The following is a 25,685-nucleotide window of genomic DNA, read 5'->3' as shown; positions in this document are numbered from 1 at the left end:
TATCTCCTTGTTTGGTTGGTCGATGTTGCAATGCGTCATATAGGCATTGCGTCGCAGCAAACAAACGGGAAGCGTCGCTTGGCCTGATCGATAGAGTCGATCAGATCAAATATATTGAGTGCAAAATCAGGTTAATGATCGCCACAGATTGATCAGGCTGGTCAGCACCAGGATCGCGCCGACGAGCAACATCAATGTCTTGGCGGGCACGCGCTTGGCGAGGAGCGCACCGAACGGCGCCGCGAGGATGCCGCCGATCAGCAAGCCGACGGTCGCCAGAGTCACGGCCGCAAAGCCGAGTTGGGTGATGAAGGTGATCGATACCGTCAGCGTCAGGAAGAACTCGGCGGCGTTGACCGTTCCCACCGTGGTCCGCGGGCTCGCGCCCTGGACGAGCAGGTTGGAGGTGACGACCGGCCCCCAGCCGCCGCCCCCCGCGGCATCGAGGAAGCCGCCAACGAGCCCGAGCGGCTCGACGATCTTGGGTTGCCGTTCCGCCGGCGGATAGCGCAGCCCGCGATAGACGAGGTAGCAGCCGATCGCGGCGAGATAGGTGAGGATGAACGGCTTGGCGACGGCGGCGTTGATGTTGGACAGGACATAGGCGCCGAGCACGCCGCCGATCACGCCCGGGATCATCAGCCGGAAGAACAGCCGCCAATTGACGTTGCGATGCAGCGCGTGGCTGATCCCCGACGCGGCGGTGGTGAAGGTTTCGACGGCGTGGACCCCGGCGGAGGCGGCGGCGGGCGGCACCCCGAGCGAGAGCAGCAGCGTGTTCGAAATCACTCCGAACGCCATCCCCAGCGCGCCATCGACGATTTGCGCGGCGAAACCGATGGCGGCGAAGGCGAGCAGCATCTCGAGATCGACCACCGTCAGTACGTCCATCATTGGCTTTCCGTATCGTTGCGGGGCCTCGCGTATCGCCGAAATATTATTACCCACAAGAGCACTAGATATTTAGTCGAATGAAGGTGCGATAAGCCGATGCTGGAATTTGGCTATGCGAGACGCTAAATTACCGCGATCCGAACCAGGGGACCGTTATGTTCGACCGGCTGACCGGTTATCTCGATTCGATTCAGGCGCGCGATCCTGCGGCGCGATCGCGTTGGGAAGTCATGCTTTATCCGGGTGTCTGGGCGCTCGGGCTGCACCGTGTCGCGCACTGGCTGTTCGAGGCGCGGCTGTATCTGCTGGCGCGCGCGGTGAACCATTTCGCGCGCTTCCTGACCGCGATCGACATCCATCCCGGCGCCAAGATCGGGCGCAATTTCTTTATCGATCACGGTTTTACGGTGATCGGCGAGACCGCCGAGATCGGCGACAATGTCACGATCTACCAATGCGTGACGCTGGGCGGCACCAGCCCCGACAACGGCGTGGCGGGCAAGCGCCACCCGACCATTCTCGATGGCGCGATCATCGGATCGGGCGCACAGGTGCTGGGTCCGGTAATGGTCGGCGCGCGCGCGCGGATCGGGGCCAATGCGGTGGTCACCAAGGATGTCGTCGACGGCGCGGTGATGGTCGGCATTCCGGCACGCGCGACGATGGTCGAAGGCGGGCGGGTCGAACGCGGTTTCGTGCCTTATGGCACGCCGTGCAGCGAATTGTTCGATCCGCAGACGCAGAAAATCGAATTGATGCGCTGCGAAATCGAAACGCTGCGCAAGCGGCTCGATACCTTGCTGGCCGAACATGAGGACCAACGCGACCGCGCCTGATGGGAAATGTCACCCCTTTTCCCGTCGCCGCGACCAGCGCCCGCCAGATCGGCTTCGACCGGATCGAACTCAGCCGCATTCTCGATCTCTACGGTCGCATGGTCGCTGCCGGGCATTGGAAGGATTATGCGATCGATCTCGGCAAGGACGCGGCGGTGTTTGCCGCCTTTCGCCGCGCTTCCGAACGCCCCGAATATCGTATCGAAAAGCGCCCCGACTTGCGCCAGCGCCAGGGCATGTGGGCGCTGGTGACCGAAGCCGGCATCATCATCAAGCGCGGGCACGATCTGGTCGGGGTGCTCGCGCCGATCGAGCGGCGGTTGCTCAAGCTGGTCGGGGAGTGACGGCTGCCCCGGCGATCAACACGCCGGGGCGCTGCGGTTCAGGCCGCCAGCACAGTCTGCACAGGCGGCAGCCGATGACCGAGTTGCCCGAGCGTGGCGACCACGCGGCGGCGCATCGGGTGCCAGAAGGCCGACAGTATCAACAGCGCCGAGCCGATGATGAGCGCCGCGATCGCCACCCCGAGATCGACCGCACCCGCGCTGCGGATGACGGCGTACAGCGCGACAAGCACATAAGCGAGCGATGACACGAGCAGCGCGCGCCGATCGACCGCCAGCGCTACGAACGCGAAGACCAGATAAAGCGCGACCACGATGATCGCGGTGCCGATGCCGACGACCGTATCGAGCACACCGAGCATCTGAAACACCGGATGCGCGATCAGCGGCGCGGCGGCGAGGTGGAGCCAGAAAGCGATGTCGGCGCGGCGCGTTTCGCGCGTCGGATCGCTCATGTCCCAGCGCATCGCGAGCGCGAACACGCCGATGCCCGCGACGAGCAGGATCGGGTAGATTGCCTCCTTCGCCGCGGGAATCGCCGCAAGTACGAGCGCGGCGACGACGGCCACTGCCGCGACCGCGCCCGCCGCGACCGTGATTGGCACTGCGAAACGCCGCCAATGGAGCCACGCCGCGCCCGCGCTCGCCAGCGCGATTGCGGCGGCGATCACGGCGCTGGTGCGATCCGACAGAGCGGGATCGATGCTCACCATCAACCCGATCGGCGCTGCGGCGACTCCGCCCACGAAAGCGAGCAGTAGCGCGATGCTGGGCAACGCCATCCGGCGCTGGCGGGTGAAATATTCGGCGAGCAGCCAGCTTGTGCCTGCCACCGCCACGCCCCCCAGCGCCTCGGTGACGCTCGCGCCGATCTGCGCCACCGCGACCAGCAGCAGCGCGATCGCGATCGTCACGAAAATATCGTTGAAGCCGTTGAGGAGCCGGAAATGCTCCTCGTCCACCGCCGGCGCCAGCCGGGCCTGGGCGACATGGTTGCGCAACGCCAAGGCGGTGTCGCGGCTGATTGCCCCCGCCGCGACCGCATTGTCGATATCGCTTTCGCTATACATCGAGCCATCCTCCTGTTGGATGGCGGGGGGCTATAGCATTGGTGTATTAGTGATGCAATACGCCGAGGCGGTCAGCGGCGTTGCGCGAAGCGGCTGGGTCCAAGGTGCAGCGCTTCGCCGATGGGGTCACGTTGCAGAGGCCTTCGTCATCTGGACCTGTTCAGCAAACCGCCCCTTCCGCGAGCGATATCGCTTGTTGAAGCTTGGATGCCGGAACAAGTCCGGCATGACGGGGTAATCTGATTGGTCAGCCCTGTAATTGCTTGAGGATCAGCATCGCCTGTTCGGCGCCCGATTGGGGGACGATCTCACCGGTGCGGTCGGTGATCTTTGCCCAATTCGCGGCAATGCCCTCGGCGGAACAATCGTCGCCGTGGAGCGCGGCGCCGGGGGTGAGCGTGACATAGGATGCCTGGAACACCCCCGCGCCCGCGCCGATTATCGTATTGGTGGGGGCATCTTCGGAGACGAGATAGACCGCGGCCGGTACCACTTTTTCGGGCGCGAAGGCCTTGAACGCCTCTTCGGGGAACAGATCCTCGGTCATCCTTGTGCCGGCAACCGGCGCGATCGTGTTGACCTTGATCCCGTATTTGGCGCCTTCGAGATAGAGCGTTTTGGTCAGCCCCGCGAGCCCGAGCTTGGCCGCGCCGTAATTGGCCTGGCCGAAATTGCCGAACAAGCCGGTCGAGGAGGCGGTCATCAGCACGCGGCCGTAATTCTGCGAACGCATCGTTTCCCACACCGCCTTGGTGCAATTGGCCGAGCCGGTGAGGTGGACGTCGACGACGAAATCGAAATCGGCGGGTTCCATCTTGGCGAAGCTCTTGTCGCGCAGCACGCCGGCATTGTTGATCAGGACATGGACGCCGCCCCAACGCTCCTTCGCGCGCGCGACCATCTCGACCATGTGATCGTAATCGGTGACGCTGCCGCCATTGGCCATCGCTTCGCCGCCGGCCGCCTCGATCTCCTCGACCACCTTGAGCGCGGCGTCCGAATGGCCGGTGCCATCGCGCGCGCCGCCGAGATCGTTGACGACGACCTTCGCGCCGCGCCGCGCGAGATCGAGCGCATAGGCGCGGCCGATGCCGCCACCGGCGCCGGTGACGATGGCGACGCGATTATCGAAGCGAATGGACATGGAAAAGGGCGCTCCCCGAAGCCGGAAAGCGCCCTTCCTAGGCGATCTGCCTGCACGCGCAAAGCGGGGCGGAGCGATGCGCCTTCAAGCGGGCGTCGCGATCACCCGCCGCGCTGGCGGCAATCGTCTTTCACCTTCTTGCTGCAGAGCGGATAATTGGCCTGTGCCGGGGGTGGGGGGAAGGCCTGATCGGGCGATTGCGAGGGCCGGAAAACGATCGTCGCGCCGGGCTGTGGCGTGCCGTTCATCGGCGGGGTTGCCGGTTCGTACCCGCCGACGGGGTCCTGGGTGGTGGTCGTTGTCGGGGCTGTCTGATCCTGCGGGGCGGGATCGGGCGTGGTTTGGGCCGCGGCGGGGATCGCGATCGCCGCGGCTGCTGCCAGGAACAAGAGTTTCATGCGTACCTCCTGAATGCTGTGCGCCAACGCGCAGGCAGGGTAACGCACGGTCGGGGCAAATGGTTCTTGGTTGCGGGGGGAGCGGGCCGGCGCCGCACATCAAACGCTATTGTGCCGAATCGAGCGCATAGCCGGCCGATCGCACGGTGCGGATCAGATCGGTGCGGCCACCCTCGTTGATCGCCTTGCGCAGCCGCCGGATATGAACGTCGACGGTGCGCGATTCGATATCGGCATCGTGGCCCCATACCGCATCGAGCAGCCGTTCGCGCGAGAACACCCAGCCGGGATGTTCGAGGAAATGACGCAGCAGCCGGAATTCGGTCGGCCCGAGCGGAATGATCTTGTCGGCGCGGCGGACCTTGTGGCCCACCGTATCCATGACGAGATCGTCGTAGCGCAGTTCGGCGCCCGCCAGCGCGGGGCGCACCCGGCGCAGCACCGCGTTGACGCGCGCGACCAGTTCGCGCGGCGAGAAGGGCTTGGTGACATAATCGTCGGCGCCGGTATCGAGCCCGCGCACGCGATCCTCCTCCTCGCCGCGCGCGGTGAGCATGATGATCGGCACGTTCGCGGTATCGGGCGCGCGGCGCAGGCGTCGGCAGACCTCGATCCCCGACAGCCCTTCGACCATCCAGTCGAGCAGCACGATATCGGGGGGTGTCTCGCGCGCGAACAGCAAGGCTTCCTCGCCGTCTGGCGTGTGCTGGACGAGAAAAGCCTCACGCTCGAAATGGAAGGTCAGCAGTTCGGCGAGCGCCGAATCGTCCTCGACCAGCAGCATCCGGGCGGCAGGCATGGGTCGGCGCTCCCTTACAAGTTCACGGCGGGGCTGCCGCCGCGCTCGCGCTCGGGCATCCGCTCGCCGGTGGCGGCATAATAGACCATCTCGGCGACGTTGGTCGCGTGATCGCCGACCCGCTCGAGGTTCTTGGCGACGAACAAAAGGTGCGCGACCTGGCCGATGCTCTTGGGGTTTTCCATCATGAAAGTGACGAGCACGCGGAAGATCGCATTGTAGAAATCGTCGACCTGGCGATCCTGCTCGCATACCCGGATCGCCGCCTCGGCATCGCGCGCGGCGAAGGCATCGAGCACGTCGTGCACCATCTCGCCGGCCATTCGCGCCATTGCGGGCAACAGCGACAGCGGTTCGATACGCCCGTGATCCTCGATTGCGGGAACGCGCTTGGCGATGTTCTTGGCGTAATCGCCGATCCGCTCGATGACCGTGGCGATCTTGAGCGCGGCGACGACTTCGCGCAGATCGTCAGCCATCGGCGCGCGCAGCGCGATCAGCCGGATCGCGAGCCGTTCGACCTCGTCCTCGATCGCGTCGATCTTCTTGTCGCCCGCAACGACGCGTTTGGCAGCGTCGAGATCGTGCCGGGTGAGCGCGTCGATCGCGAGCGTGATCGCCTGTTCGGCAAGCCCGCCCATCTCGGCGATCAGCCCGCGGAGTTCGCCGATATCCTCGTCGAATGCCTTGACGGTATGTTCGGTCATTGGTGTGCCTCGTCGATCAGCCGTAGCGGCCGGTGATGTAATCCTTGGTGCGATCCTCGCGCGGGTTGGTGAAGATGTCCGACGTGGACCCGTATTCGACCAACGTGCCGAGGTGAAAAAACGCCGTGCGCTGCGAGACGCGCGCGGCCTGTTGCATGTTGTGCGTCACGATCACGATCGCGTAGCGGCCGCGCAATTCGTGGATCAGTTCCTCGATCCGCGCGGTCGCGATCGGATCGAGCGCCGAGCACGGCTCGTCCATCAGGATGACCTCGGGATCGACCGCGATCGCGCGGGCGATGCACAGCCGCTGCTGCTGCCCGCCCGAGAGCGCGGTGCCGCTTTCCTGAAGCCGATCCTTGACCTCGTCCCACAGCCCCGCCTTGCGCAGCGCATATTCGACCGTGGCCTCAAGCTGCGCCTTGGATTCGGTCAGACCGTGGATGCGCGGGCCGTAGGCGACATTCTCGAAGATCGATTTGGGGAACGGATTGGGCTTCTGGAACACCATGCCGACGCGCGCGCGCAGTTGCACTACGTCCATTGTCGAGGCGTAGATGTCTTCGCCGTCGAGCGTGATCGTGCCATCGACCCGTGCGTTGGGAATCGTGTCGTTCATGCGGTTGAGCGTGCGCAGGAAGGTCGATTTGCCGCAGCCCGACGGGCCGATGAACGCGGTGATATTGTCCATGTCGATGTCGATCGAGACGTCGTTCAGGGCGCGTTTGGCGCCGTAGAACACGCTGACATCGCGCGCGGCCATCTTGATCGGCGAGGGAGAAATGTCGGTCATTACCAGCGGGTCTCGAACTTGTTGCGAAGGTAGATGGCGAGGCCGTTCATCGTCAGCAGGAACAGCAACAGGACGATGATCGCGGCCGAGGTCTTTTCGACGAAGCCGTGACTGACCTCGTCGGACCACAAGAAGATCTGGACCGGCAGCACCGTGGCGGGATCGGTGATGCCGCCCGGCGGGGTGGCGATGAACGCGCGCATCCCGATCATCAGCAGCGGCGCGGTCTCGCCCAGCGCGCGCGCCATGCCGATGATCGTGCCGGTGAGGATGCCCGGCAGCGCCAGCGGCAAAACGTGGTGGAACACGACCTGGATCGGGCTCGCGCCGATCCCGAGCGCGGCGTCGCGGATCGAGGGGGGAACCGATTTGATCGCGTTGCGCCCCGCGATCACGATCACCGGCATCGTCATCAGCGCGAGCGTCAGCCCGCCGACGATCGGTGCCGAGCGCGGGAGATGCATGAAGTTGAGGAAGACCGCGAGCCCCAGCAGCCCGAAGATGATCGAGGGCACCGCCGCGAGATTGTTGATCGAGACTTCGATCAGGTCGGTCCAGCGGTTCCGGGTCGCATATTCTTCAAGATAGAGCGCCGCGAGAACGCCGACCGGGAAGGCAAGCAGCAAGGTGACGACCATCGTCAGCATTGAGCCCTTGAGCGCCCCCCAGATGCCGACGATCGTCGGATCGGTGGCGTCGGCGCCGGTGAGGAATGCGGTGTTGAAGCCGGTGCTGACGGCGCCTGCCGCGCGCAATTTGGCCAGCGCGGCCTCGGCGTCGGGCGCGCGATCGCCCTTGGCGACGCTGTCGATCGCGGATGAGGCGGGCACCTTGATCACCGCGCGTCGGGTGAGCAGCGACGGATCGGCCTTGATCGCGTCGCGCACGCTGAGCCAGGCGCCGTTGGACAGCCAGCGATCGGCCCCCGGGCCGAACGCCGCGTCGGCCGCGTCCGCCGTCACCTTGGGCAGGCCGGCACCGGCGAGCGCATGATCGGCCGCGCTGCCACCGTGCGCCACCGCCTGCGGATCGACGAATATCGCCGCGCGCGTGAAATCGATCGGCAGCGCGATCTCGGTGCGGGTGAAGCCGCGCAGACCGCCGCCGAGCATCGTCACGAGCAGGAAGGCAAGGAAGCCCGCCGACATCACGATCGCAGCCAGCCCGGTCAGCCGGAACCGGCGTTCGGCGGCATAGCGGCGCCGGATGCGCCGCTGCATCGCCGGCGTGTTCCAGTCGGTGGGCTTTCGCCGGGCGATCGGCGCCCCGGAGGCAAGCGCGTCATTCATAAGCTTCACGGTATCTCTTGACGATCGCCAGCGCGACGATGTTGAGGAGCAACGTCACCACGAATAGCGTGAGCCCGAGCGCGAACGCGGCGAGCGTCTTGGGGCTGTCGAACGAGGCTTCGCCGGTGAGCAGGTCGACGATCTGCTTGGTGACGGTGGTGGTGCTGGCGAGCGGGTTGAGCGTCAGCGTGGCGACGCCCGAGGCGGCCATGACGACGATCATCGTCTCGCCGATCGCGCGGCTGACCGCGAGCAGCACCCCGCCGACGACGCCGGGAAGCGCGGCGGGGAGCAGCACCTTGCGGATCGTCTCCGAACTGGTCGCGCCCATCGCGAGGCTGCCGTCGCGCATCGACGAGGGCACCGCGGCGATCGAATCGTCGGCCATCGACGACACGAACGGGATGATCATCACCCCCATCACCAACCCGGCGGCGAGCGCGCTTTCGGACGACGCCCACTGGATACCGGCCGCGACCGCCAGATCGCGCACCGCCGGCGCCACGGTGAGCGCGGCGAAATAGCCGTAGACCACGGTGGGGACGCCAGCGAGCATCTCAAGGATCGGTTTCATCCAGCGCCGCACGCGGGGGCGGGCATATTGGGTGAGGTAGATCGCGCTCATCAGCCCGAAGGGGATCGCGACCACCATCGCGATGATCGCGCCGATGAAGAAGGTGCCCCAGAACAGCGGCACCGCGCCCAGGGTCGCGCCCGGATCCTTGCTGTCGATGACCTGCGGGCTCCAGTGCGTGCCGAACAGGAAATCGGTGATCGGCACCATGCTGAAGAAGCGCGCCGATTCGAACAGCAGCGAGGCGACGATGCCCACCGTCGTCAGGATCGCGATCAGCGAGGCGACCAGCAGCGAGAGCATGACGATCCGCTCGACCCGCGAACGCGCGCGGAAATCGGGGCGGACGCGGACATAAGCGAACGCGCCCCCGGCAAAGGCGAGGATCAGCGCGAGCACCGTACCGATCCAGTCGAACGCGGATTGCGCCGCGGCATAAGCGGGCGCGAGTTGGGTCGAGAGCGGGTTGAACCCCGCAATCATGTTGCCGCTGGCGATCTGGCGCGCCTCGGAGAGGATCGAGGCGCGCGCGAAGCCGAATTGAGGGAGTGCCTGCGCCGCCGGATCGTGCAGCACCCGATCGGTGACGAGCGCGGGCGATACCGATGCCCAGACCAGCACGAACAGCACCGCGGGGATCACCGCCCATAAGGCGACGTACCAGCCGTAATGGCCCGGCAGCGAACTGAACCGCCGCACGCCGTTCCGCCGGAAGGCCAGCGCGCGCGCGCGGGCACTGAGCCAGCCGATCAGCCCGAGGCCGAGGATCAGGAAGAGGAGGGCGAAGGTGGACAGATTGGCCTCGTCTTGTGAGGGGACGGGATCGGGCGCGCGCCGAGCCTGGCGCTCTGCTCCTGCCTTCTCGCGAAAGGCAGGGGTTTCGACAAGCTCGGCGCGCGTCGTCCCCTTATTAGTGGAGCTCGCTCGGATCGAGCGGGGTGGCGTTCTTGATCACCTCGGCCGAATGCGCGAGCACCGAATCGGGCGCCGCGATCAGGCCACGCTTCACCAGCGGCCCATCCTTGGTCCACGCCGTCGCATATTCGGCGAGGAACTGCCGGAGCCCCGGGATCGCGTCCAGATGCGCCTTCTTGACGTAGATGTAGAGCGGCCGGGCGCCGGGATAGCTGCCGCCGGCAATCGTGTCATAGGTCGGCGCAACGCCGTCGATCGGCGCGCCTTCGAGCTTGTTGGTGTTTTCCTCGAGATACGAATAGCCGAAGATGCCGATCGCATTGGGATTGGCCTGAAGCTTCTGGACGATCAGATTGTCGTTTTCGCCCGCATCGACATAGGCGCCGTCCTCACGCACGGCCTTGCAACGTTTGTCGAACGCATCCGAATCGAGCGCCTTGGCCTGTGGGTCGGTTTCCTTGCAGCCCTTGGCGAGGATCAACTCGGCCAGCGCATCGCGCGTACCGCTGGTCGAGGGCGGACCATAGACCTGAATCGGGATCGCGGGGAGCGCGGGGTTGACGTCTTTCCACGTCTTGGTGGCGTTGGGCTTGCCGCCGGGGTTGGCGGCGAGCGCCTTGTAGATGTCGCCGGTGGTGAGCGTGATGCGGGGGCCGTTCTTGGCCTCGGCAAAGGCGATGCCGTCGATGCCGACCTGGATTTCGAGCACGTCGGCGGCGCCGTTCGCCTTGCAATCGGCATATTCGGACGCCTTCAGCCGACGCGATGCATTGACGATATCGGGATGCTGCGCGCCGACGCCGGCGCAGAACAGCTTCATCCCGCCGCCGGTGCCGGTCGATTCGATCACCGGCGCCTTCATGCCGGGATTGTTGTTCACGAACTGCTCGGCGACGAGCTGGGTGAAGGGATAGACGGTCGACGAGCCAACGACACGGATCTGGTCACGCGCGCCGCCGCCGCCCGATGCGGCCTGATCGGTGCAGGCTGAAAGTGCGAGCGCGGACACCGCGAGAAGCGCGAATGAACGAAGCATGTGCAGGGCCCTCCTGGGGAGAATCGATCCCGGCGACACCATGGTCGGCGGCCGGTGAGGCGCGCTGTGTGACACGCAGGTTATCGTTTTATGACATTACCCCCGGCTGGGCCCGGGACGGCGGAAAATTCACGGTCACCACGGTGCCTTCGCCGGGGGTGCTGATGATGCCGAGGCGGCCGCGATGGCGTTCGACGATGTGCTTGACGATGGCAAGCCCCAATCCGGTGCCGCCGAGCGCGCGGCTGCGCCCCGAATCGATGCGATAGAAACGTTCGGTCAGCCGTGGCAAATGCTCTGGCGCGATGCCATCGCCCTGATCGGTGACGGCCAGTGTCACCGCGCCGTTATCGGCGGCGGCGAGTCGAATCGTCACCGGGGTGCCCGCGCGCCCGTATTTCATCGCATTGCCGATGAGGTTGTGGAGCAATTGCGACATCTGCGCGCGATCGCCCGCGATCGGCGGCACGGCATGGGGGCATTCGATCACCAGATCCGCGCCGCGATCGGGTTCGCTCTGACGCAGCGCATCGACTGTGGTGCGCGCGATCGCGGTGAGATCGAGCGGCTCGGTGGGCAGCCGGTTCTTGTCGGCCTCGATCCGCGAGAGCGACATCAGATCGGCGACGAGCTGCTGCATCCGCCGCGCCTCGCCCGCCATCACCTTCAGGAAGCGCGCGCGCAACGCCGGATCGGCGCCGGCTTCGTCCTCGAGCGTCTCGATAAAGCCGAGCAGCGAAGCGAGCGGGGTACGCAGTTCGTGGCTGGCATTGGCGACGAAATCGACGCGCATCTTCTCCGCCGCGGCGCTGCGCGTGCGATCGACCAGATGCACCAACCGCCGATCGTGCCGGATCGCCGCAACCTGCATCTGCCAATGCGCTTCGCGATGGCCGAGCCCGATCAGCATCACCGGCTCGCGCTCCCCCGCGTCATCGCTTTCTCCAAGGCGGCGCGCGGCATCGGGGTGACGCAGCGCCAGCCGCACGTCCTGGCCAAGGATATGCGCACCCAGCAACGCCCGCGCGGCGCCGTTGGCGCGCACGACATGGTTGCCCGCGAGGACGAGGATCGGGTCCGTCAGCGCCTCGATCAGATCGTCGACCGGATCGCGCGCCTCGCGCCCGCCGGGCGCCTGCGCGGGCACCGTCTCCGACGGGTGGCGCATGACGAGTACCGCCGCGACCCCGGCGACGAGCGCCAGCAGCGCCGCCTCGGGGTTTCTGGCGAAGATCAGCGCCGCCACGGCGCCTGCCAGCACCAGCGCGATCGCCACGAACGTCCTGTTTTGTGCCATAATGGTGCGTCTCTAGCGTGCGAGGGGGGTATCCGACCAGCTTGGCCTTGCCCAATCTTCACCCCCCATGCTTTACGATTATGAAAGGCCGAAGGCGCGATAAGAGGCAGCATGAGCGAGCAGCATCCCGATGGTACGCCCGCCGAGGGCACGACGCGGCGTCGCGCGCTCAAGCTGGGCGCGGTGGGCGTCGCGGCAGTCGTCTCGATCCGCCCGGCGCTGGCGCAGACGAATGCCTCGATTTTGACGTGCGAGATTCCGGTGCCCGACGAGGGCCGCGCGGGCAGCTATATCGCGCCCGACGGCTCGGTCGTGCCGGCCGGCACGCCGGGGGCGTTCGCGCCCGCCGGCGTGCGCTTCAAGGGCGAGGACGTCAAGCGCGCGATCAATGGCGGGCAATTGCCTGGCGTCGATGCCGAACGCAGCAAGGCCTATGTCAATTACATCCGCCGGTTGCAGCGCGGCACCAGCGGCTTCACCTGCTTCGCATCGCTGCAGATGCCGCGCGGCTGAGGCCGTGACCGCCTATGCCCGCGTGCCCGCCGCGGAGATTGTGGCGGTGGCGCTCGACGATTTCACCGCGCTCTATCACCGTGCCTCGGGGATCACGCATCTGGTGACCTCGCCGGTGCCCGAATTGCTCGATGTGCTGGGGGAGGCGCCGCTCGGTCTCGGCGAGATCGCGGCGCGGCTTGCGGCGGTGTTCGAGGTGGAGGATGCCAGCGCGCTGGCCGTGCGGCTCGACGAACTGGTCGCGGCCGGGTTAGTGATCGCGACGTGAGGGATTGTCATCCATATCGTCATGCCGGACTCGTTCCGGCATCCAACCCTTCACGAGCGGTAGCGTTTGAGGCGCGTTGGACCCCGGAACAAGTCCGGGGTGACGATGATGGTTGCGAAGCCAATCATGCGGCATAGTTTCGCCGTCCGCATCGGCCCGGTGGGGTTTCGCGTCGGCTCGGACTGGCGCGCGCCGATTGCGGCGCTCGAATCGCTCTATGCCGATTATCCCGCGCCAGCGGACGGTGTTCCCGATTTCAGCGTGCGGCTGTTCGCGCGGCGGCCGTGGCGGCGGTTCGTGCGGGCGTCGGTGATGATCGGCGGCGATTACGTGCTGCCCGAGGCCGCGCCGCTGCCGCTCGCGCAGGGGCTGCTCGCCGCCGAAATGGGGATGAATTTGCAAATGGCGCTCGGCCAGCGGCGCTATCTGCTGCTCCATGCCTCGGCGGTCGAGCGCGACGGGCGCGCGCTGCTGATGACCGGCATGTCAGGCGCGGGCAAATCGACGCTCGCCGCGCTGCTCGGGAGCCGGGGCTGGCGGCTGATGGGCGACGAATTCGCGCTGGTCGATCCCGAGACCGGCCTCGTCCATGCGTTTCCTCGGCTGGTGAGCCTGAAGAATGCAGCGATCGGGGTGGTCGAGCGGGCGATCCCCGGCGCGCGGTTCGGGCCGCTGATGCGCGCCACGCCCAAGGGCGATATCCGCCATCTCGTCCCCGCCGATGAGGCGATCGCGCGGATGGAGGAACCTGCCCGGCCCGCGCTGATCCTGTTCCCGCGCTACGGCTTCGACCCCGCCGAGCGGCCGGTGGCGCCGAGCGAGGTGTTCGTGCGGCTGACGCAGGCCTCGACCAATTACACCGCGCTCGGCGAGCCGGGGTTTGCCGCGCTGACCCGCCTCGTCGAGACGTTGCCGGCGCGCGCGATCGATTATCCCGATGCCGAAAGCGCGATCACGCAGGTCGAGCGATTGTGGGCGACGCTGTGAGATACGATGGCGAACTTCTCGCGCGGGCGTTGCGCGACCCCGCGTCGACCGCATCGCTCGATGCCGAGGGCTGGACGGCGCTGATCGGGATCGCGCGCGCCGAGCAACTCGCCGGCACGCTCGCGCATCGGCTCGACGGCGTGGCGATGCCGGTGGGGGTTGCGCGGATCATGGCGGATGCGCGCGCGTCGGCCGCGCAGGGGCGGATCGCGGCCTTGTGGGAAGCTGAGATGGCGCGCCGCGTGCTGGCGCCGCTCGATTGCCCAGTCGTACTGCTCAAGGGCACCGCGTTCGCCGCCGCGGGGCTGAGCGCCGGCGTCGGCCGGTCGATCGGCGATCTCGACATTCTGGTGCCGCGCGATCGGATCGATGCGGTGGAGGCGGCACTGCTTGGCGCGGGGTGGGAATGGGTCAAGCCCGATCCCTATGACGACATCTATTACCGGCGCTGGATGCACGAACTGCCGCCGCTGATCCACCGCGAGCGCGATCGGATGATCGACGTCCACCACACGATCCTGCCGCTGACCGCGCGGATCACGCCCGATGCGGACGCGCTGATCGCGGACAGTGTTGTGCTGGAGAACGGGCTGCGCATGCTTTTGCCCGCCGATATGCTCGTCCACGCCGCCGCGCATCTGTTCGCCGATGGCGATCTGGCGGGGGGGATGCGCAACCTGTGGGATATTCACTGCCTGATCGAGCAATCGGGCATCGATGGCCTTATCGAACGTGCGCGTCATCACGGCCTGGAACGCGAGATGCGGCGCGCGGCGCGGCTGGCGCACGCGCTTTATGGTACCGCCATCCCAGCGGCGTGGCAGGCGCGGCACCGCGCCGACGCGCTCTACCGCCGCCGCTTGACCGCGCGCGATGGCTGGGGGCGGCCGACACGACTGCTGTTGCGGCAGGCCTTCTACCTGCGATCGCATTGGCTTCGGATGCCGCCCGCGATGCTCGCGCGCCACCTGTGGACCAAGTGGCGCAAGGGCTATCGGCCGGCCTGACAATCGCCGCTTGACCGTTAGATAGCGCTACCATAGCTTCCCTTCCGCCGAGACCGAAACCGGCCGGCATCATGATGGAGGGGATGATGACGGACGTGGTGCAACAGGGCACGCCCGAGGCCAATCCGGCCGCGCTCGGGCTGGTGGGTTTCGGCATGACGACGGTGTTATTGAGCCTGATCAACGCGGGGCTGCTCCCGGCGGGCGGTGAGCCGGTGGTGATCCCGCTGGCGCTGGCGTTTGGCGGGCTGATCCAGATCATCGCGGGCATTTTCGAGTTTCGTGTGCGCAACACCTTCGGGATGACGGCGTTTCTCAGCTATGGCGCGTTCTGGTGGTGGTTCGCGTTGCTGCTGCTGTTCGCGGGCAACGGCGTGATCGATCTGAGCGCCGCCGGGCCGACGGTGGGCGTGGCGCTGCTGCTGTGGGGCGTGTTCACGCTTCTGATGTGGATCGGCACCTTCCGGCTACCCAAGATCCTGTTTCTCATTTTCCTGACCTTGTGGGTGACGTTCCTGCTGCTCGGGCTCGGCGCGGCGATGGGCGCGGGCGGATTGACCCGTGCGGGCGGGCTGCTCGGCATCCTGTGCGGCGGACTGGCGATGTACGGCAGCTTCGGGATCGTCACCAACGCAACCTTCGGGCGCACGCTGATCCCGCTCGGCGCGAAACCGGTGCTGGGTTAGAGCGGCGCACTTCAGGCCTGAACCGTTCGCCCTGAGCTTGTCGAAGGGCCGTTCTGCTTTTCCAAGCGGGTCGAAGAAGAACGATGCTTCGACAGGCTCAGCACGAACGGGTGATAGAGGAGCGATTTAACGCAAACCCGTTTAGCCGAGCCGTTCGAGCGTCGGCACGAGATCGGCATAGGTATCGATCACCGCGTCGGCGCCGAGGTCGGCAACGGGTCGGTCGAGGAAACCGAAACTGACCGCGACCGTCGGCACCCCGGCGGCGCGGCCGGCGGTGATGTCATAGATCGAATCGCCCACGAACGCCGCACGCCCGCCGCCGCAGCGCGCGATCATGTCGTGGATCGGGGCAGGGGAGGGCTTGGCGTTGCCCGGCCCCAGCGTGTCGCCGCCGATCAAGCAGGCAAAGCGCGATGAAAGGCCGAGCGCGTCGAGCAGTTCGCGCGCGAGATGCTCGCTTTTGTTGGTGACGATCGCGATCCGCGCGCCGCGCGCCGCCAGATCGTCGAGCGCGGCGAGACAGCCGGGGAAGGCGCGCGTTTCGTCCGCGATATGCGCGGCGTAGAAAGCGAGCATCCGGTCGTAGAGCACGTCGAGCCCGCTCTGGTCGTGCCCCGCTTCGGCGAGGCTCCGCGCGAGCATTCGCCTGCCGCCGCCGCCGATATGGGCCGTGACTTGCGCGACCGAGAGGCGTGGGCAGCCCACGCCATCGAGCACATGGTTGACCGCGGCGGCGAGGTCGGCGCTTGTATCGAGCAGCGTGCCGTCGAGATCGAACCCGACGATGGCGAAAGGAAAGCTGGTCATCGTCGTGTCGCCTGCCAGCGCCGCTATGGAATTGGCAAGACATTCATGGCAGGGCGCGCTCTATCGAAGGAGTCCGCATGACCGATCCCGTCGCCGCGATCATCCTTGCCGCGGGCAAGGGCACGCGGATGAAATCCGATCTGCACAAGGTGCTGCACCCGATCGCGGGGCGGCCGATGTTGCTCCATCTGATCGCCAGCGTCGGCACGCTCGCGCCCGCACGGACCGTGGTGGTGACCGGCGCGGCGAGCGCGCAGGTCGAGGCGGCGGTGGCGCCGCTCGGCGTGGCGACCGCGCTTCAGGCCGAGCAACTCGGCACCGGGCACGCGGTCCAGCAGGCGCAAGACGCGCTCGCGGGCTTCGAGGGCGACGTGCTGATCCTTTATGGTGACGTGCCGCTGGTCTCGTCCGCGACGATGCGGGCGATGCTCGATCGGCTGCACGGCGACGATGAACCGGCGACGGTGGTGCTCGGCTTCCGGCCGGTCGATCCGGGCGCTTATGGTCGCGTGATCGCGGATCGCGATGGGCGGATCGCCAAGATGGTCGAATTCAAGGACGCGTCGCCCGAGGAACGCGCCGAAACGCTGTGCAATTCGGGGCTGATGGCGGTGCGCGCGCGCGATCTGTTCGCGCTGCTGGCGCGCGTCGACAATGAGAATGCGGCGGGCGAATATTATCTGCCCGATATCGTCATGCTCGCCGCCGCCGATGGTCGCGCCTCGGCGGTGATCGAGACCGATGCGCACGAGGTTGCGGGCGTCAACAGCCGCGCCGAACTCGCCGGCGTCGAGCACGCCTGGCAGCAGCGGCGGCGCGCGGCGGCGATGGCCGAGGGCGCAACGCTGATCGCGCCCGAGACGGTGTGGTTCGCGCACGACACCGCGATTGGTCGTGACGTGACGATCGAGCCGCATGTCGTGTTCGGGCCCGGCGTGTCGGTGGCCGACAACGCGGTGATCCGCGCGTTCAGCCATCTCGAGGGTGCGACCGTGGGCGAGGGCGCCAGCGTTGGGCCGTATGCGCGACTGCGCCCTGGCGCGGTGCTGGGGATGGGCGCGAAGGTGGGCAATTTCGTCGAGATGAAACAGGCCGTGCTGGGGGCCGGTGCCAAGGCCGGGCATCTGACCTATCTCGGCGATGCCGATGTCGGGGCGGGTGCGAATATCGGCGCGGGCACGATTACCTGCAATTACGACGGTTTCTTCAAATATCGCACGCGCATCGGCGAGGGTGCGTTCATCGGCTCGAACAGCGCGCTGGTGGCGCCGGTTGCGATCGGTACGGGCGCGATCGTCGCCGCCGGATCGGTGGTCACGCGCGATGTCGAGCCCGATGCGTTGGTCGTGGCGCGCGGCGAGCAACAGGTGAAGCCCGGCTGGGCACGCCGATTCCGTGACCGGATGACGGCAAAGAAAAAGTAACGCGCTTCCCCGCAAGGGAGGCGCATCGGGGCATCGCGCCCCGCCACCACTGACCCACCCCCAGCCCCTCCCTTTGTCGGGAGGAGGGAGAATGATCGTATGTGTGGAATTGTCGGGATCGTCGGCCAGGATAACGTCGCCGAGCGACTGTTCGACGGGCTGAAGCGGCTCGAATATCGCGGTTATGATTCGGCCGGGATCGCGACCGTGTTCGACGGCGCGATCGAGCGGCGACGCGCCTCGGGCAAGCTCGTCAATCTGGGCAGGGAACTGGTCGGCGAGCCGCTGCCCGGGGCGATCGGCATCGCCCATACGCGCTGGGCAACGCATGGCGGGCCGACCACCAACAATGCGCATCCGCACGCGACGCGTGAGGTGGCGCTGGTCCACAACGGCATCATCGAGAATTTCAAACCGCTGCGCGACGAACTGATCGCGCGCGGCCGCCATTTCGACAGCGAGACCGATACCGAGGTCGTCGCGCATCTGGTGAGCGAGAAGATCGAAGCGGGCGTGTCGCCCGAAGCAGCGGTGCGCGACGTGCTGCCGCGGCTCCAGGGGGCGTTCGCGCTCGCGATCCTGTTTCGCCGGCATCCCGATCTGCTGATCGGGGCGCGGCTCGGCTCGCCGTTGGTGGTCGGTTATGGTGAGGGCGAGACCTATCTCGGCTCGGACGCGCTTGCGCTGGCGCCGCTGACGCAGCGGATCGCCTATCTCGAGGAAGGCGATTGGGTGATCGTGACGCGCGATGGCGCGCGGATTTTCGACAAGGACAACAACCCGGTCGAGCGCCCGATCACCATCTCGGGGGTGACCGGTGAACTCGTCTCGAAGGGCAACCACCGTCACTTCATGCTCAAGGAGATTTACGAGCAGCCGATCGTGGTCGCGCAGACGCTGCGCAGCTATCTCCAGCGGATGGAAGGGCGGATCACGCTGCCCGTCCCCGATGTGGATCTGAGCGCGATCCGTCGTGTCACGATCGTCGCGTGCGGGACGAGCTTCTACGCCGGGATGGTCGCCAAATATTGGTTCGAGCAATTCGCGCGGGTGCCGGTCGATCTCGATGTCGCGTCCGAATTCCGGTATCGCGCGCCGGTGATGGAGGCGGGCGGGCTGGCGCTGTTCATCTCGCAATCGGGAGAGACCGCCGACACGCTCGCCGCGCTGCGCCATGCGCGCAGCGAGGGGCAGCGGATCGCGGTGGTGGTCAACGTGCCGACCAGCACGATGGCGCGCGAGGCGGACTTGCTGCTCCCCACCCATGCCGGCCCCGAAATCGGCGTCGCCTCGACCAAGGCCTTCACCTGCCAGCTTGCGGTGCTGGCGGCGCTTGCGGTCAATCTCGCGCGCGCCAAGGGCACGCTCGCCGAAGGCGAGGAGAGCGAGATCGTCCGGCAGCTCGCCGAGGCGCCCGCCGCGCTCAACGCCGCACTGGCCGAGGATGAGGCGATCGAGGCGATGGCACACACGATCGCCAGCGCGCGCGACGTGCTCTATCTGGGGCGCGGCACCGATTATCCGCTGGCGCTCGAAGGCGCGCTCAAGCTCAAGGAAATCAGCTACATCCACGCCGAAGGCTATGCCGCGGGTGAGATGAAACACGGGCCGATCGCGCTGATCGACGATGCCGTGCCGGTGATCGTGATCGCGTCGTCAGGCCCGCTGTTCGACAAGACCGTCAGCAACATGCAGGAAGTGCAGGCGCGCGGCGGCAAGGTGGTGCTGATCTCGGACGAGGCGGGAATCGCCGCGGCGGGCGAGGGGTGCCTCGCCACGATCGTGATGCCCAGGGTCCACCCGCTGATCGCGCCGCTGGTCTACGCGATCCCCGTGCAATTGCTCGCCTATCACGTCGCGGTTGCCAAGGGCACCGATGTCGATCAGCCGCGCAACCTCGCCAAATCGGTCACGGTCGAATAGGCGCACCGCCGAGGGCGGGCGAAGAACGGCCCTTCGACAGGCTCAGGGCGAACGGGTTGGGCTTAACCTTCTCGGTTCTAATCGCGCAGCGGCTTCGCATAGGCGCGCATCGCCGCGTCGGTCGGCGTGCAGCCCGCGCCGGGCGCCTGTGGCAGCACGTAATGGCCGGCGTCGATCGCGATCGGCTCGACGAAGCAGTCGCGGATCCAGGGGATATATTCGAGCATCGTCGTCGCCGGGTGCCAGAATGACAGATGGACATGGACCTGCCCCATGTCGCCGACATGCGCGACCACCGGCAGGCGGCGACCGTGCGCGGCATCGGCCACGCGGATATATTCGGTGATTCCGGCGAGGCGTGTCACATCAGGCTGCGCGTAATGGACCGCGTGCGCGCCGAGGAAATTCTCGAAGGCGTCGGCACTATAGAGCTGCTCGCCGAGCGCGATCGGGATCGTGGTCGAGGCGGCCAGTTCGGCGTGTGAGCGGACGTCATCGTACCACATCGGCTCCTCGAGCCAGAAGATGTCGAGCGCCTCGGCGCGCGCGCAGAAGCGCTTGCAGGTCGGCAGATCCCATGTGCCGTTGGCGTCGAGCGCGATCGTGACATGGGGGCCGACCGCCTTGCGCACCGCCGCGATCCGATCGACGTCGATCATCGGATCGGCGTGGCCGACCTTGAGCTTGAGCCGCTGGAAGCCGTCATGCTCGATCGTGCGCAGGCTGCCCTCGACGAGCTTGTCCTTGGTGAACGAAAGCCAGCCGATATCGGTATTATAGGCCTCGAGTCGCGCGCTGGTCGCGCCGCCGAGCAGTTTCCACAGCGGCAGCCCCGCTTGCTTGGCGCGCAGATCCCACAAGGCGATGTCGATCGCGGCGAGTGCGAGATGCGCGATGCCTGCGCGCGCGACCCATTGGATCGCGGGAAAGCGCGCGAGCTTGAGCCACAACCGATCGCCGTCGGCGGCATCCTCACCCAGTAGCAAGGGCGCGTAGCAATCGCCGATGCACGCCGCGATCAGCCGATCGGAGGCCAGATGCGCGTGGGTGCCGGTGAAACCATAGCCTTCGCGCCCGTCATCGGTGGCAATCCGCACCCCGACGATGCCCCAATGCGTGATCGTATTCGTCGAATCCGAAATGGTGCCGCGCGCGATCGGCGCGTGGAGAATGAACGGCTCGATCGAAATAATCCGCATGAATGTGTCCCCTGCTGAGGCTGGCGCGTGAAAGAAGGCGGCTCTTTTTTCCACCTCTCTTTTGGCACAGTCCATCCCTAAAGTTTCATAATTGACACGACGTATCATGGGTGACACAAGGCGGCAAGGCCTGGAGAGTCGTCAATCAAGGAGGAGGGGATCATGAGATATATGGAGATAAAGGGTGCGCTTCGTGCGGCGGCCGCGTTTTCCGCCGGGTTTTCGGCACTGGCGCTGGCGGCGCCGGCCTGGGCACAGGATGCGGGCGATCAGCGCGACGATTCGGCAGTGGCATCGGACGATCAGGATGCTGCCGGCAAAGAGATCGTCGTCACCGGCTTCGCGGCGAGCCTGCAGCGCGCGATCGAGAACAAGCGTAACCTCGACGTCATCAGCGATGGCATCGCGGCCGAGGATATCGGCAAATATCCCGAGCAGAACATCGCCGAATCGCTCCAGCGCGTCACCGGCGTGCAGATCAGCCGCAACCTCGGCGAGGGGCAGTTTCTGAGCGTCCGCGGGCTCGATCCGAAATTCACCAATACGCTGTATAACGGGCGCCAACTCCCGTCGGGATCGGGGACGCGCGCGTTCGATTTCCAGGTGCTGTCCGCGAACTTCGCGAGCCAGGTCGACGTCTACAAGTCGCCGACCGCCGACATGCTGGAAAGCGGGCTCGCCGCGACGGTCAACATGCAGTCGATCCGGCCGCTGGCGGTCGGCAAGCGCCGCGTCGCGATCACCGCGGAAGGCACGTATGACGAGCAGGCGCGCGGCAGCATGCGCCCGCACATTTCCGCGCTCTATACCGACACCTTCCTCGACAACCGGCTCGGTTTTTCGATTGCGATCGATGTCAACAAGCGCAACCTCGACGACCAGCAGTTCGTCACCGAAGGCGTGCTCCAGGATTCGACCTGGGCGGGGCCGGATACGCGCTATCGCGTCTTCGCGGTCCACCAGAACGATATGGTCGGTGATGACGAACGCATCAGCGCCACCAGCGCGCTGCAATTCAAGGCGACCGACAGCCTCGAACTCTATGTCGATACGATCGTGTCGCAGTTCGACCAGCGCTACAATTATTTCCAGGGCAACCAATGGTATGCCGGGGCCGGCGCGCTCGGCCCGTCGCCGACCGATTCGGTGACGGTCGACGGCAACGGCGTCGAGACCGCGTGGCGCGGCAGCAACGTGTTCGCGTGGACGCAATCCAACCGGTTCGCGTTCAAGCAGAGTATGTGGTCGTCGGCGTTCGGCGCCAGATACGATCTCGGCGGCTGGAAGGTCGATGCCGAGGGCTCGTACGGCAAGGCGACCGAGCGGACGACGCAAACCTTCGTTTCCTGGGCGACGAAATCACCCGGCGCGAGCATGTGGTATGATACGACGGTCGATCCGGACGGCCCGATCAGCTTCGGTTTCTACGACGGTTTCGATCCGACCGACCCCTCGCATTATTACTTCTTCGGCGTGCAGGGCACGTACAAGCAGCCGACCACCGACAAGGTCTGGAACGGCCGGATCGACGTGACCCGCGAGGTCGATCTCGGGTTGATCCGTGCGATCCGCTTCGGCGGCACCTATCAGGATCGCACGCTGGCGACGACGCCCAACGCGATGCCCGCGTCGGCGGCCGGCTTCCCGGCGGATATGTCGCCCTATCTGTTCCTTTATGACAACCCGACCTATTTCAAATCCTATGACGGGCCGGCCGAGTTCCCGAGGAGCTTCCTGACCGTCGATCTCGACAAGTTCTTCCATGATTTCCCGATGTCGGAGATTGTAAAGAACAATCCACCCACCCAGGTGCTCAGCACGACCACCAAGGTGCAGGAGCGCTCGGGCGCGGGCTATGTCCGGCTCGATCTCGCCAGCGACAACAGCCGCCTGCGCGGCAATGTCGGCCTGCGCTATGTCGTCACGCAGGAGGCGTCGTCGGGGTTCATCCCGACGCCCGATGCGAAGCTCGTCTACGGCTTCTTCGGCGCCAATACGCTGGGCTACACCGATGCCGCGTTGCAGGCGCAGAAATTCACTTACCGGAACCTGCTCCCGTCGCTCAACCTCGCCTATCAGGTCGGCAACGACATCGTCGTCCGCTTCGCCGCCGCCAAGGTCATGCAGCGGCCGGACATGAACCTGCTCGCGGCCGCGAGTAGCCCGAGCGCGCCGACCGTGCCGCCCCCCGATCAGCCGTGGCGCGGCAACCTCAACCTCGGCAATCCGGCGCTGAAGCCGTATCTGGCGAACCAGTTCGACCTCTCGTTCGAATGGTATGTCGGCAAGCGCGGGCTGCTCGCGGCGGCGGTGTTCGCCAAGGATGTGAAGAACCTCGTCCTCACGAGCTATTACGACATGCCCGCGGTGGTGACGCAGAGCGACGGCAGCACGCGGCCGATCACGCTTGCGGTCGCGCAGCCCAAGAATACCGAAAAGGCCACGGTCAAGGGCATCGAGGCCGGGTTCCAGCAGGCGCTCGATTTCCTGCCCGGGCCGCTCAGCCATCTCGGCATCCAGGTCAATTACACGCATATCTGGTCGGATAAGGTGGTGCTCAATCAGGGCCAGCCCGCGCTGCCGCTCACCGGTATCTCCAAGAATACGTATAATATCACCGGTTATTACGACGACGGGCGCTTCTCGATCCATGCCGGTTACAATTATCGTAGCCGGTGGGTGCAGGATCCGTTGAGCTTTTTCGGCGATGGCAGCTTCGTCAACGCTTACGGTCAACTCGATATGTCGTCGAGCTACAGGATCACCGACAAGATCAGTGTCCTGGCATCTGTTGCCAATGTCACGCAGGCGGGGATGCATATGGTCAATAAGTACGACATCACCCGTTATTACGGGCTGAGCGGTCGCCGCTTCAATATCGGCGTGCGCGCCAGCTTCTGATGAGGGGGGAAACGATGATCACGCGCAGACAAATCCTCGGTCAGACCACCGCAGGTGCGGCGATCGCCGGAATGTGGCCGGGAGTCCCGGCTGCATTCGCGGCCGATACCAAGCCGTATAACAATCCGCCGCCCGATGTCGGGCCGCTGATCCCCGCTGACCAGCAGGCGCTGACGCGCTTCATGGGGCTGCGCTACGGGGTGTTCATCCATTGGAACCCGGCGACCGTCGCGGGCAAGGAGATCAGTTGGTCGCGCGAGCGAGAAATACCCTCGGCCGAATATGACCAGCTCTACAAACGCTTCAATCCGGTCGATTTCAACGCGGACGCCTGGGTCAGGATGCTCAAGGAGGTGGGGTTCCGGTACCTCACCTTCGTGCCCAAGCACCACGACGGGTTCGCGATGTGGGACACCAAAACGTCCGACTATTCGATCATGAACACGCCGTTCGGCCGCGATATCGTCAAAGAGATTTCGGTCGCGTGCAAGAAGCACAAGATGGCGTTCTGCCTCTATTATTCGATCGCCGATTTCTACCATCCCGATTGCATCGGCGCGAACCACGCCAACGGCATGTATCTGGGCCCGAAGGGCTATGAACTGCCGGCGGGGGTGAAGCCCGATTTCGACCGCTACGTCACTTATATGAAGATGCAGCTCAAGGAACTATCGCAGAATTACGGGCCGGTCACCGCGTGGTGGTTCGACGGCGGCTGGATGCGCGACTGGACGCACGAGCGCGGCGTCGATCTGCTCAACTACATGCGGATGCTCCAGCGCGATACGATCGTCGATCACCGCGTCGGCTGCGCGTATAACGGGCGGGTCTATCTGCCGACCTGGTTTCCCACCGACAAGGATTATGTCGGCGATTTCGCGGTGCTCGAAGTCGATATGCCGCGCTTCAACCGCGACATTCCGTGGGAATATACCACCCCCGCCAACGGTCGGAGCTATTGCTGGACGGCGGGGCCGTATCTCGATCAGGACGTGTGGGTCGACAATTTCGTCAAATCGGCGTGCGGCGACGGCAATTACCTGCTCGGGATTTCGGCACCCGCGAACGGCCGGTTCGAGCCCGCGCTGGTCGATAAGCTCGCGCGCGCCAATTTGTGGCTCGAACGGCACGGCGAAAGCCTGTTCGAGACACGTGGCGGCCCGTTCAAGCGGACCAGTGGATATGGCGCCACGTGCAAGGGCAAGCGCGTCTATCTCCACGTGTTCGATCAGAAGCTTACGACGGTGAAACTGCCGCCGCTGCCGGCGAAGATCGTGGCGTGTTCGATGCTCCACGGTGACAAGGTGAGCTTCACACAAGCCGCCGACGGGATCACCGTGACGATCGATCCCAACGCGATGGAATCGCCCTCGACGATCGTCATCCTCGATCTCGATCGCTCGGCCGAGGCGCTCGCGCCGGTGGGTGACGTGCCGCTCAATCGGGGGGTGAAGGCCACATCGTCGAACGTCGATCCGGCGACCGACGGCTTTGCGTGCGACGGCAATATGCGCACCGCTTGGCGGGCCGAGCCCGGTACCAAGCAACCATGGATCGAATTCGATCTCGGCGCCGAAAAGACGATCGGCCGCGCGATCCTGTTCGAAGGAGCGTATGAAGGCGAGTTGGCCAACATCCACCGCTATCAGGTCGATGTGCGTGCCAAGGATACCGATGCGTGGAAGCGGATCGACGACGTCAAGACCTGGGGCTTCGACACCAGCGAAGAAGAAGATTTCTACGAATGGCCGGTGTCGGTGTTCAAGCCCGAGATGCGCTTCACGCCGGTGAGCGCGCGCTACGTTCGCGTCAAGATCCTCAGGATGGTCGCGCCGCCGGTGATCCATTCGTTCGAAATCTACGAAAGATAA

At 65.8% G+C, this 25,685-nt stretch carries 24 protein-coding genes; 11 read left to right on the top strand and 13 right to left on the bottom strand.

Annotated elements, in window-relative coordinates; all coding sequences use genetic code 11:
- Nucleotides 1-126: 126 nt before the first annotated feature.
- Nucleotides 127-894 carry a sulfite exporter TauE/SafE family protein gene (locus NFE57_RS04895; protein WP_252134444.1) on the bottom strand — a complete coding sequence of 256 codons (768 nt, stop codon included), beginning with the start codon at nucleotides 892-894 and terminating at the stop codon, nucleotides 127-129.
- Nucleotides 895-1,049: 155 nt separating this feature from the next.
- On the opposite strand from NFE57_RS04895, the gene epsC reads away from it, so the two are divergent.
- Together epsC and NFE57_RS04885 are read left to right on the top strand one after the other, a co-directional pair.
- Nucleotides 1,050-1,730, top strand: a complete 681-nt coding sequence (gene epsC, locus NFE57_RS04890) for a serine O-acetyltransferase EpsC (protein WP_252134443.1) — start codon at nucleotides 1,050-1,052, stop codon at nucleotides 1,728-1,730.
- A complete protein-coding gene (locus tag NFE57_RS04885; RefSeq protein WP_252134442.1) occupies nucleotides 1,730-2,074 on the top strand; it encodes a DUF2794 domain-containing protein in 345 nt (114 codons plus the stop codon). Before epsC ends, NFE57_RS04885 begins: the two co-directional genes overlap by 1 nt.
- 38 nt (nucleotides 2,075-2,112) lie before the next feature.
- On the opposite strand, the gene NFE57_RS04880 is transcribed toward NFE57_RS04885, so the two are convergent.
- The 10 genes from NFE57_RS04880 to NFE57_RS04835 form a co-directional block, all read right to left on the bottom strand.
- Nucleotides 2,113-3,144, bottom strand: a complete 1,032-nt coding sequence (locus NFE57_RS04880; RefSeq protein ID WP_252134441.1) for a hypothetical protein — start codon at nucleotides 3,142-3,144, stop codon at nucleotides 2,113-2,115.
- Between the two features lie 247 nt (nucleotides 3,145-3,391).
- A complete protein-coding gene (locus NFE57_RS04875; protein WP_252134440.1) occupies nucleotides 3,392-4,288 on the bottom strand; it encodes an SDR family NAD(P)-dependent oxidoreductase in 897 nt (298 codons plus the stop codon).
- Between the two features lie 101 nt (nucleotides 4,289-4,389).
- Nucleotides 4,390-4,686 carry a hypothetical protein gene (locus NFE57_RS04870; protein ID WP_252134439.1) on the bottom strand — a complete coding sequence of 99 codons (297 nt, stop codon included), beginning with the start codon at nucleotides 4,684-4,686 and terminating at the stop codon, nucleotides 4,390-4,392.
- A 106-nt stretch (nucleotides 4,687-4,792) separates the two neighbouring features.
- The gene (gene phoB / locus NFE57_RS04865) at nucleotides 4,793-5,485 is read right to left on the bottom strand and encodes a phosphate regulon transcriptional regulator PhoB (protein WP_252134438.1); all 693 of its coding nucleotides are present in this window, start codon (nucleotides 5,483-5,485) and stop codon (nucleotides 4,793-4,795) included.
- 14 nt (nucleotides 5,486-5,499) lie between these two features.
- Nucleotides 5,500-6,192: a phosphate signaling complex protein PhoU gene (gene phoU, locus NFE57_RS04860; protein WP_252134437.1), complete on the bottom strand. Its 693-nt coding sequence runs from the start codon at nucleotides 6,190-6,192 to the stop codon at nucleotides 5,500-5,502.
- 16 nt (nucleotides 6,193-6,208) lie between these two features.
- Nucleotides 6,209-6,985 (bottom strand): phosphate ABC transporter ATP-binding protein PstB, encoded by a 777-nt coding sequence (gene pstB / locus NFE57_RS04855; protein WP_252134436.1) that lies wholly within the window; start codon nucleotides 6,983-6,985, stop codon nucleotides 6,209-6,211.
- Nucleotides 6,985-8,274 (bottom strand): phosphate ABC transporter permease PstA, encoded by a 1,290-nt coding sequence (gene pstA, locus NFE57_RS04850; RefSeq protein WP_252134555.1) that lies wholly within the window; start codon nucleotides 8,272-8,274, stop codon nucleotides 6,985-6,987. Before pstA ends, pstB begins: the two co-directional genes overlap by 1 nt.
- Complete coding sequence (gene pstC, locus NFE57_RS04845) at nucleotides 8,267-9,643, bottom strand: phosphate ABC transporter permease subunit PstC (RefSeq protein WP_252134554.1); 1,377 nt, start codon at nucleotides 9,641-9,643, stop codon at nucleotides 8,267-8,269. Before pstC ends, pstA begins: the two co-directional genes overlap by 8 nt.
- 115 nt (nucleotides 9,644-9,758) lie before the next feature.
- A complete protein-coding gene (locus NFE57_RS04840; protein ID WP_252134435.1) occupies nucleotides 9,759-10,799 on the bottom strand; it encodes a PstS family phosphate ABC transporter substrate-binding protein in 1,041 nt (346 codons plus the stop codon).
- An 88-nt stretch (nucleotides 10,800-10,887) separates the two neighbouring features.
- Nucleotides 10,888-12,096, bottom strand: coding sequence for an ATP-binding protein (locus tag NFE57_RS04835; RefSeq protein WP_252134434.1), 1,209 nt, complete (start codon nucleotides 12,094-12,096; stop codon nucleotides 10,888-10,890).
- Between the two features lie 111 nt (nucleotides 12,097-12,207).
- Here NFE57_RS04835 and NFE57_RS04830 point away from each other — a divergent pair, with 111 nt between their 5' ends.
- The 5 genes from NFE57_RS04830 (at nucleotide 12,208) to NFE57_RS04810 (ending at nucleotide 15,557) form a co-directional block, all read left to right on the top strand.
- Complete coding sequence (locus tag NFE57_RS04830) at nucleotides 12,208-12,609, top strand: hypothetical protein (RefSeq protein ID WP_252134433.1); 402 nt, start codon at nucleotides 12,208-12,210, stop codon at nucleotides 12,607-12,609.
- A gap of 4 nt (nucleotides 12,610-12,613) precedes the next feature.
- A complete protein-coding gene (locus NFE57_RS04825) occupies nucleotides 12,614-12,877 on the top strand; it encodes an HPr-rel-A system PqqD family peptide chaperone (protein ID WP_252134432.1) in 264 nt (87 codons plus the stop codon).
- 126 nt (nucleotides 12,878-13,003) lie between these two features.
- Nucleotides 13,004-13,864, top strand: coding sequence for an HprK-related kinase A (locus NFE57_RS04820; protein ID WP_252134431.1), 861 nt, complete (start codon nucleotides 13,004-13,006; stop codon nucleotides 13,862-13,864).
- Nucleotides 13,849-14,871, top strand: coding sequence for a nucleotidyltransferase domain-containing protein (locus NFE57_RS04815; protein ID WP_382279578.1), 1,023 nt, complete (start codon nucleotides 13,849-13,851; stop codon nucleotides 14,869-14,871). Before NFE57_RS04820 ends, NFE57_RS04815 begins: the two co-directional genes overlap by 16 nt.
- 86 nt (nucleotides 14,872-14,957) lie before the next feature.
- On the top strand, nucleotides 14,958-15,557 hold the full coding sequence (locus NFE57_RS04810; protein WP_252134429.1) for an acetate uptake transporter: 600 nt from the start codon (nucleotides 14,958-14,960) through the stop codon (nucleotides 15,555-15,557).
- Nucleotides 15,558-15,698: 141 nt separating this feature from the next.
- Here NFE57_RS04810 and NFE57_RS04805 read toward each other — a convergent pair whose 3' ends face one another.
- Nucleotides 15,699-16,367, bottom strand: a complete 669-nt coding sequence (locus NFE57_RS04805) for an HAD-IA family hydrolase (RefSeq protein ID WP_252134428.1) — start codon at nucleotides 16,365-16,367, stop codon at nucleotides 15,699-15,701.
- Between the two features lie 77 nt (nucleotides 16,368-16,444).
- Here NFE57_RS04805 and glmU point away from each other — a divergent pair, with 77 nt between their 5' ends.
- Nucleotides 16,445-17,791: a bifunctional UDP-N-acetylglucosamine diphosphorylase/glucosamine-1-phosphate N-acetyltransferase GlmU gene (gene glmU / locus NFE57_RS04800; RefSeq protein ID WP_252134427.1), complete on the top strand. Its 1,347-nt coding sequence runs from the start codon at nucleotides 16,445-16,447 to the stop codon at nucleotides 17,789-17,791.
- 99 nt (nucleotides 17,792-17,890) lie between these two features.
- A complete protein-coding gene (glmS, locus tag NFE57_RS04795; RefSeq protein ID WP_252134426.1) occupies nucleotides 17,891-19,714 on the top strand; it encodes a glutamine--fructose-6-phosphate transaminase (isomerizing) in 1,824 nt (607 codons plus the stop codon).
- A gap of 77 nt (nucleotides 19,715-19,791) precedes the next feature.
- Here glmS and NFE57_RS04790 read toward each other — a convergent pair whose 3' ends face one another.
- Nucleotides 19,792-20,913, bottom strand: coding sequence for a mandelate racemase/muconate lactonizing enzyme family protein (locus tag NFE57_RS04790; protein WP_252134425.1), 1,122 nt, complete (start codon nucleotides 20,911-20,913; stop codon nucleotides 19,792-19,794).
- 162 nt (nucleotides 20,914-21,075) lie between these two features.
- On the opposite strand from NFE57_RS04790, the gene NFE57_RS04785 reads away from it, so the two are divergent.
- Both NFE57_RS04785 and NFE57_RS04780 read left to right on the top strand, forming a co-directional pair.
- Nucleotides 21,076-23,814 carry a TonB-dependent receptor gene (locus NFE57_RS04785; RefSeq protein ID WP_252134424.1) on the top strand — a complete coding sequence of 913 codons (2,739 nt, stop codon included), beginning with the start codon at nucleotides 21,076-21,078 and terminating at the stop codon, nucleotides 23,812-23,814.
- Nucleotides 23,815-23,828: 14 nt separating this feature from the next.
- Nucleotides 23,829-25,685 carry an alpha-L-fucosidase gene (locus NFE57_RS04780; protein ID WP_252134423.1) on the top strand — a complete coding sequence of 619 codons (1,857 nt, stop codon included), beginning with the start codon at nucleotides 23,829-23,831 and terminating at the stop codon, nucleotides 25,683-25,685.

This window comes from Hephaestia sp. MAHUQ-44 (assembly GCF_023806085.1).
In the GTDB taxonomy this organism is placed as follows: domain Bacteria; phylum Pseudomonadota; class Alphaproteobacteria; order Sphingomonadales; family Sphingomonadaceae; genus Sphingomonas.
Note: the sequence above shows the minus strand (reverse complement) of the source record. Positions and strands in the feature narration are given on the sequence as shown.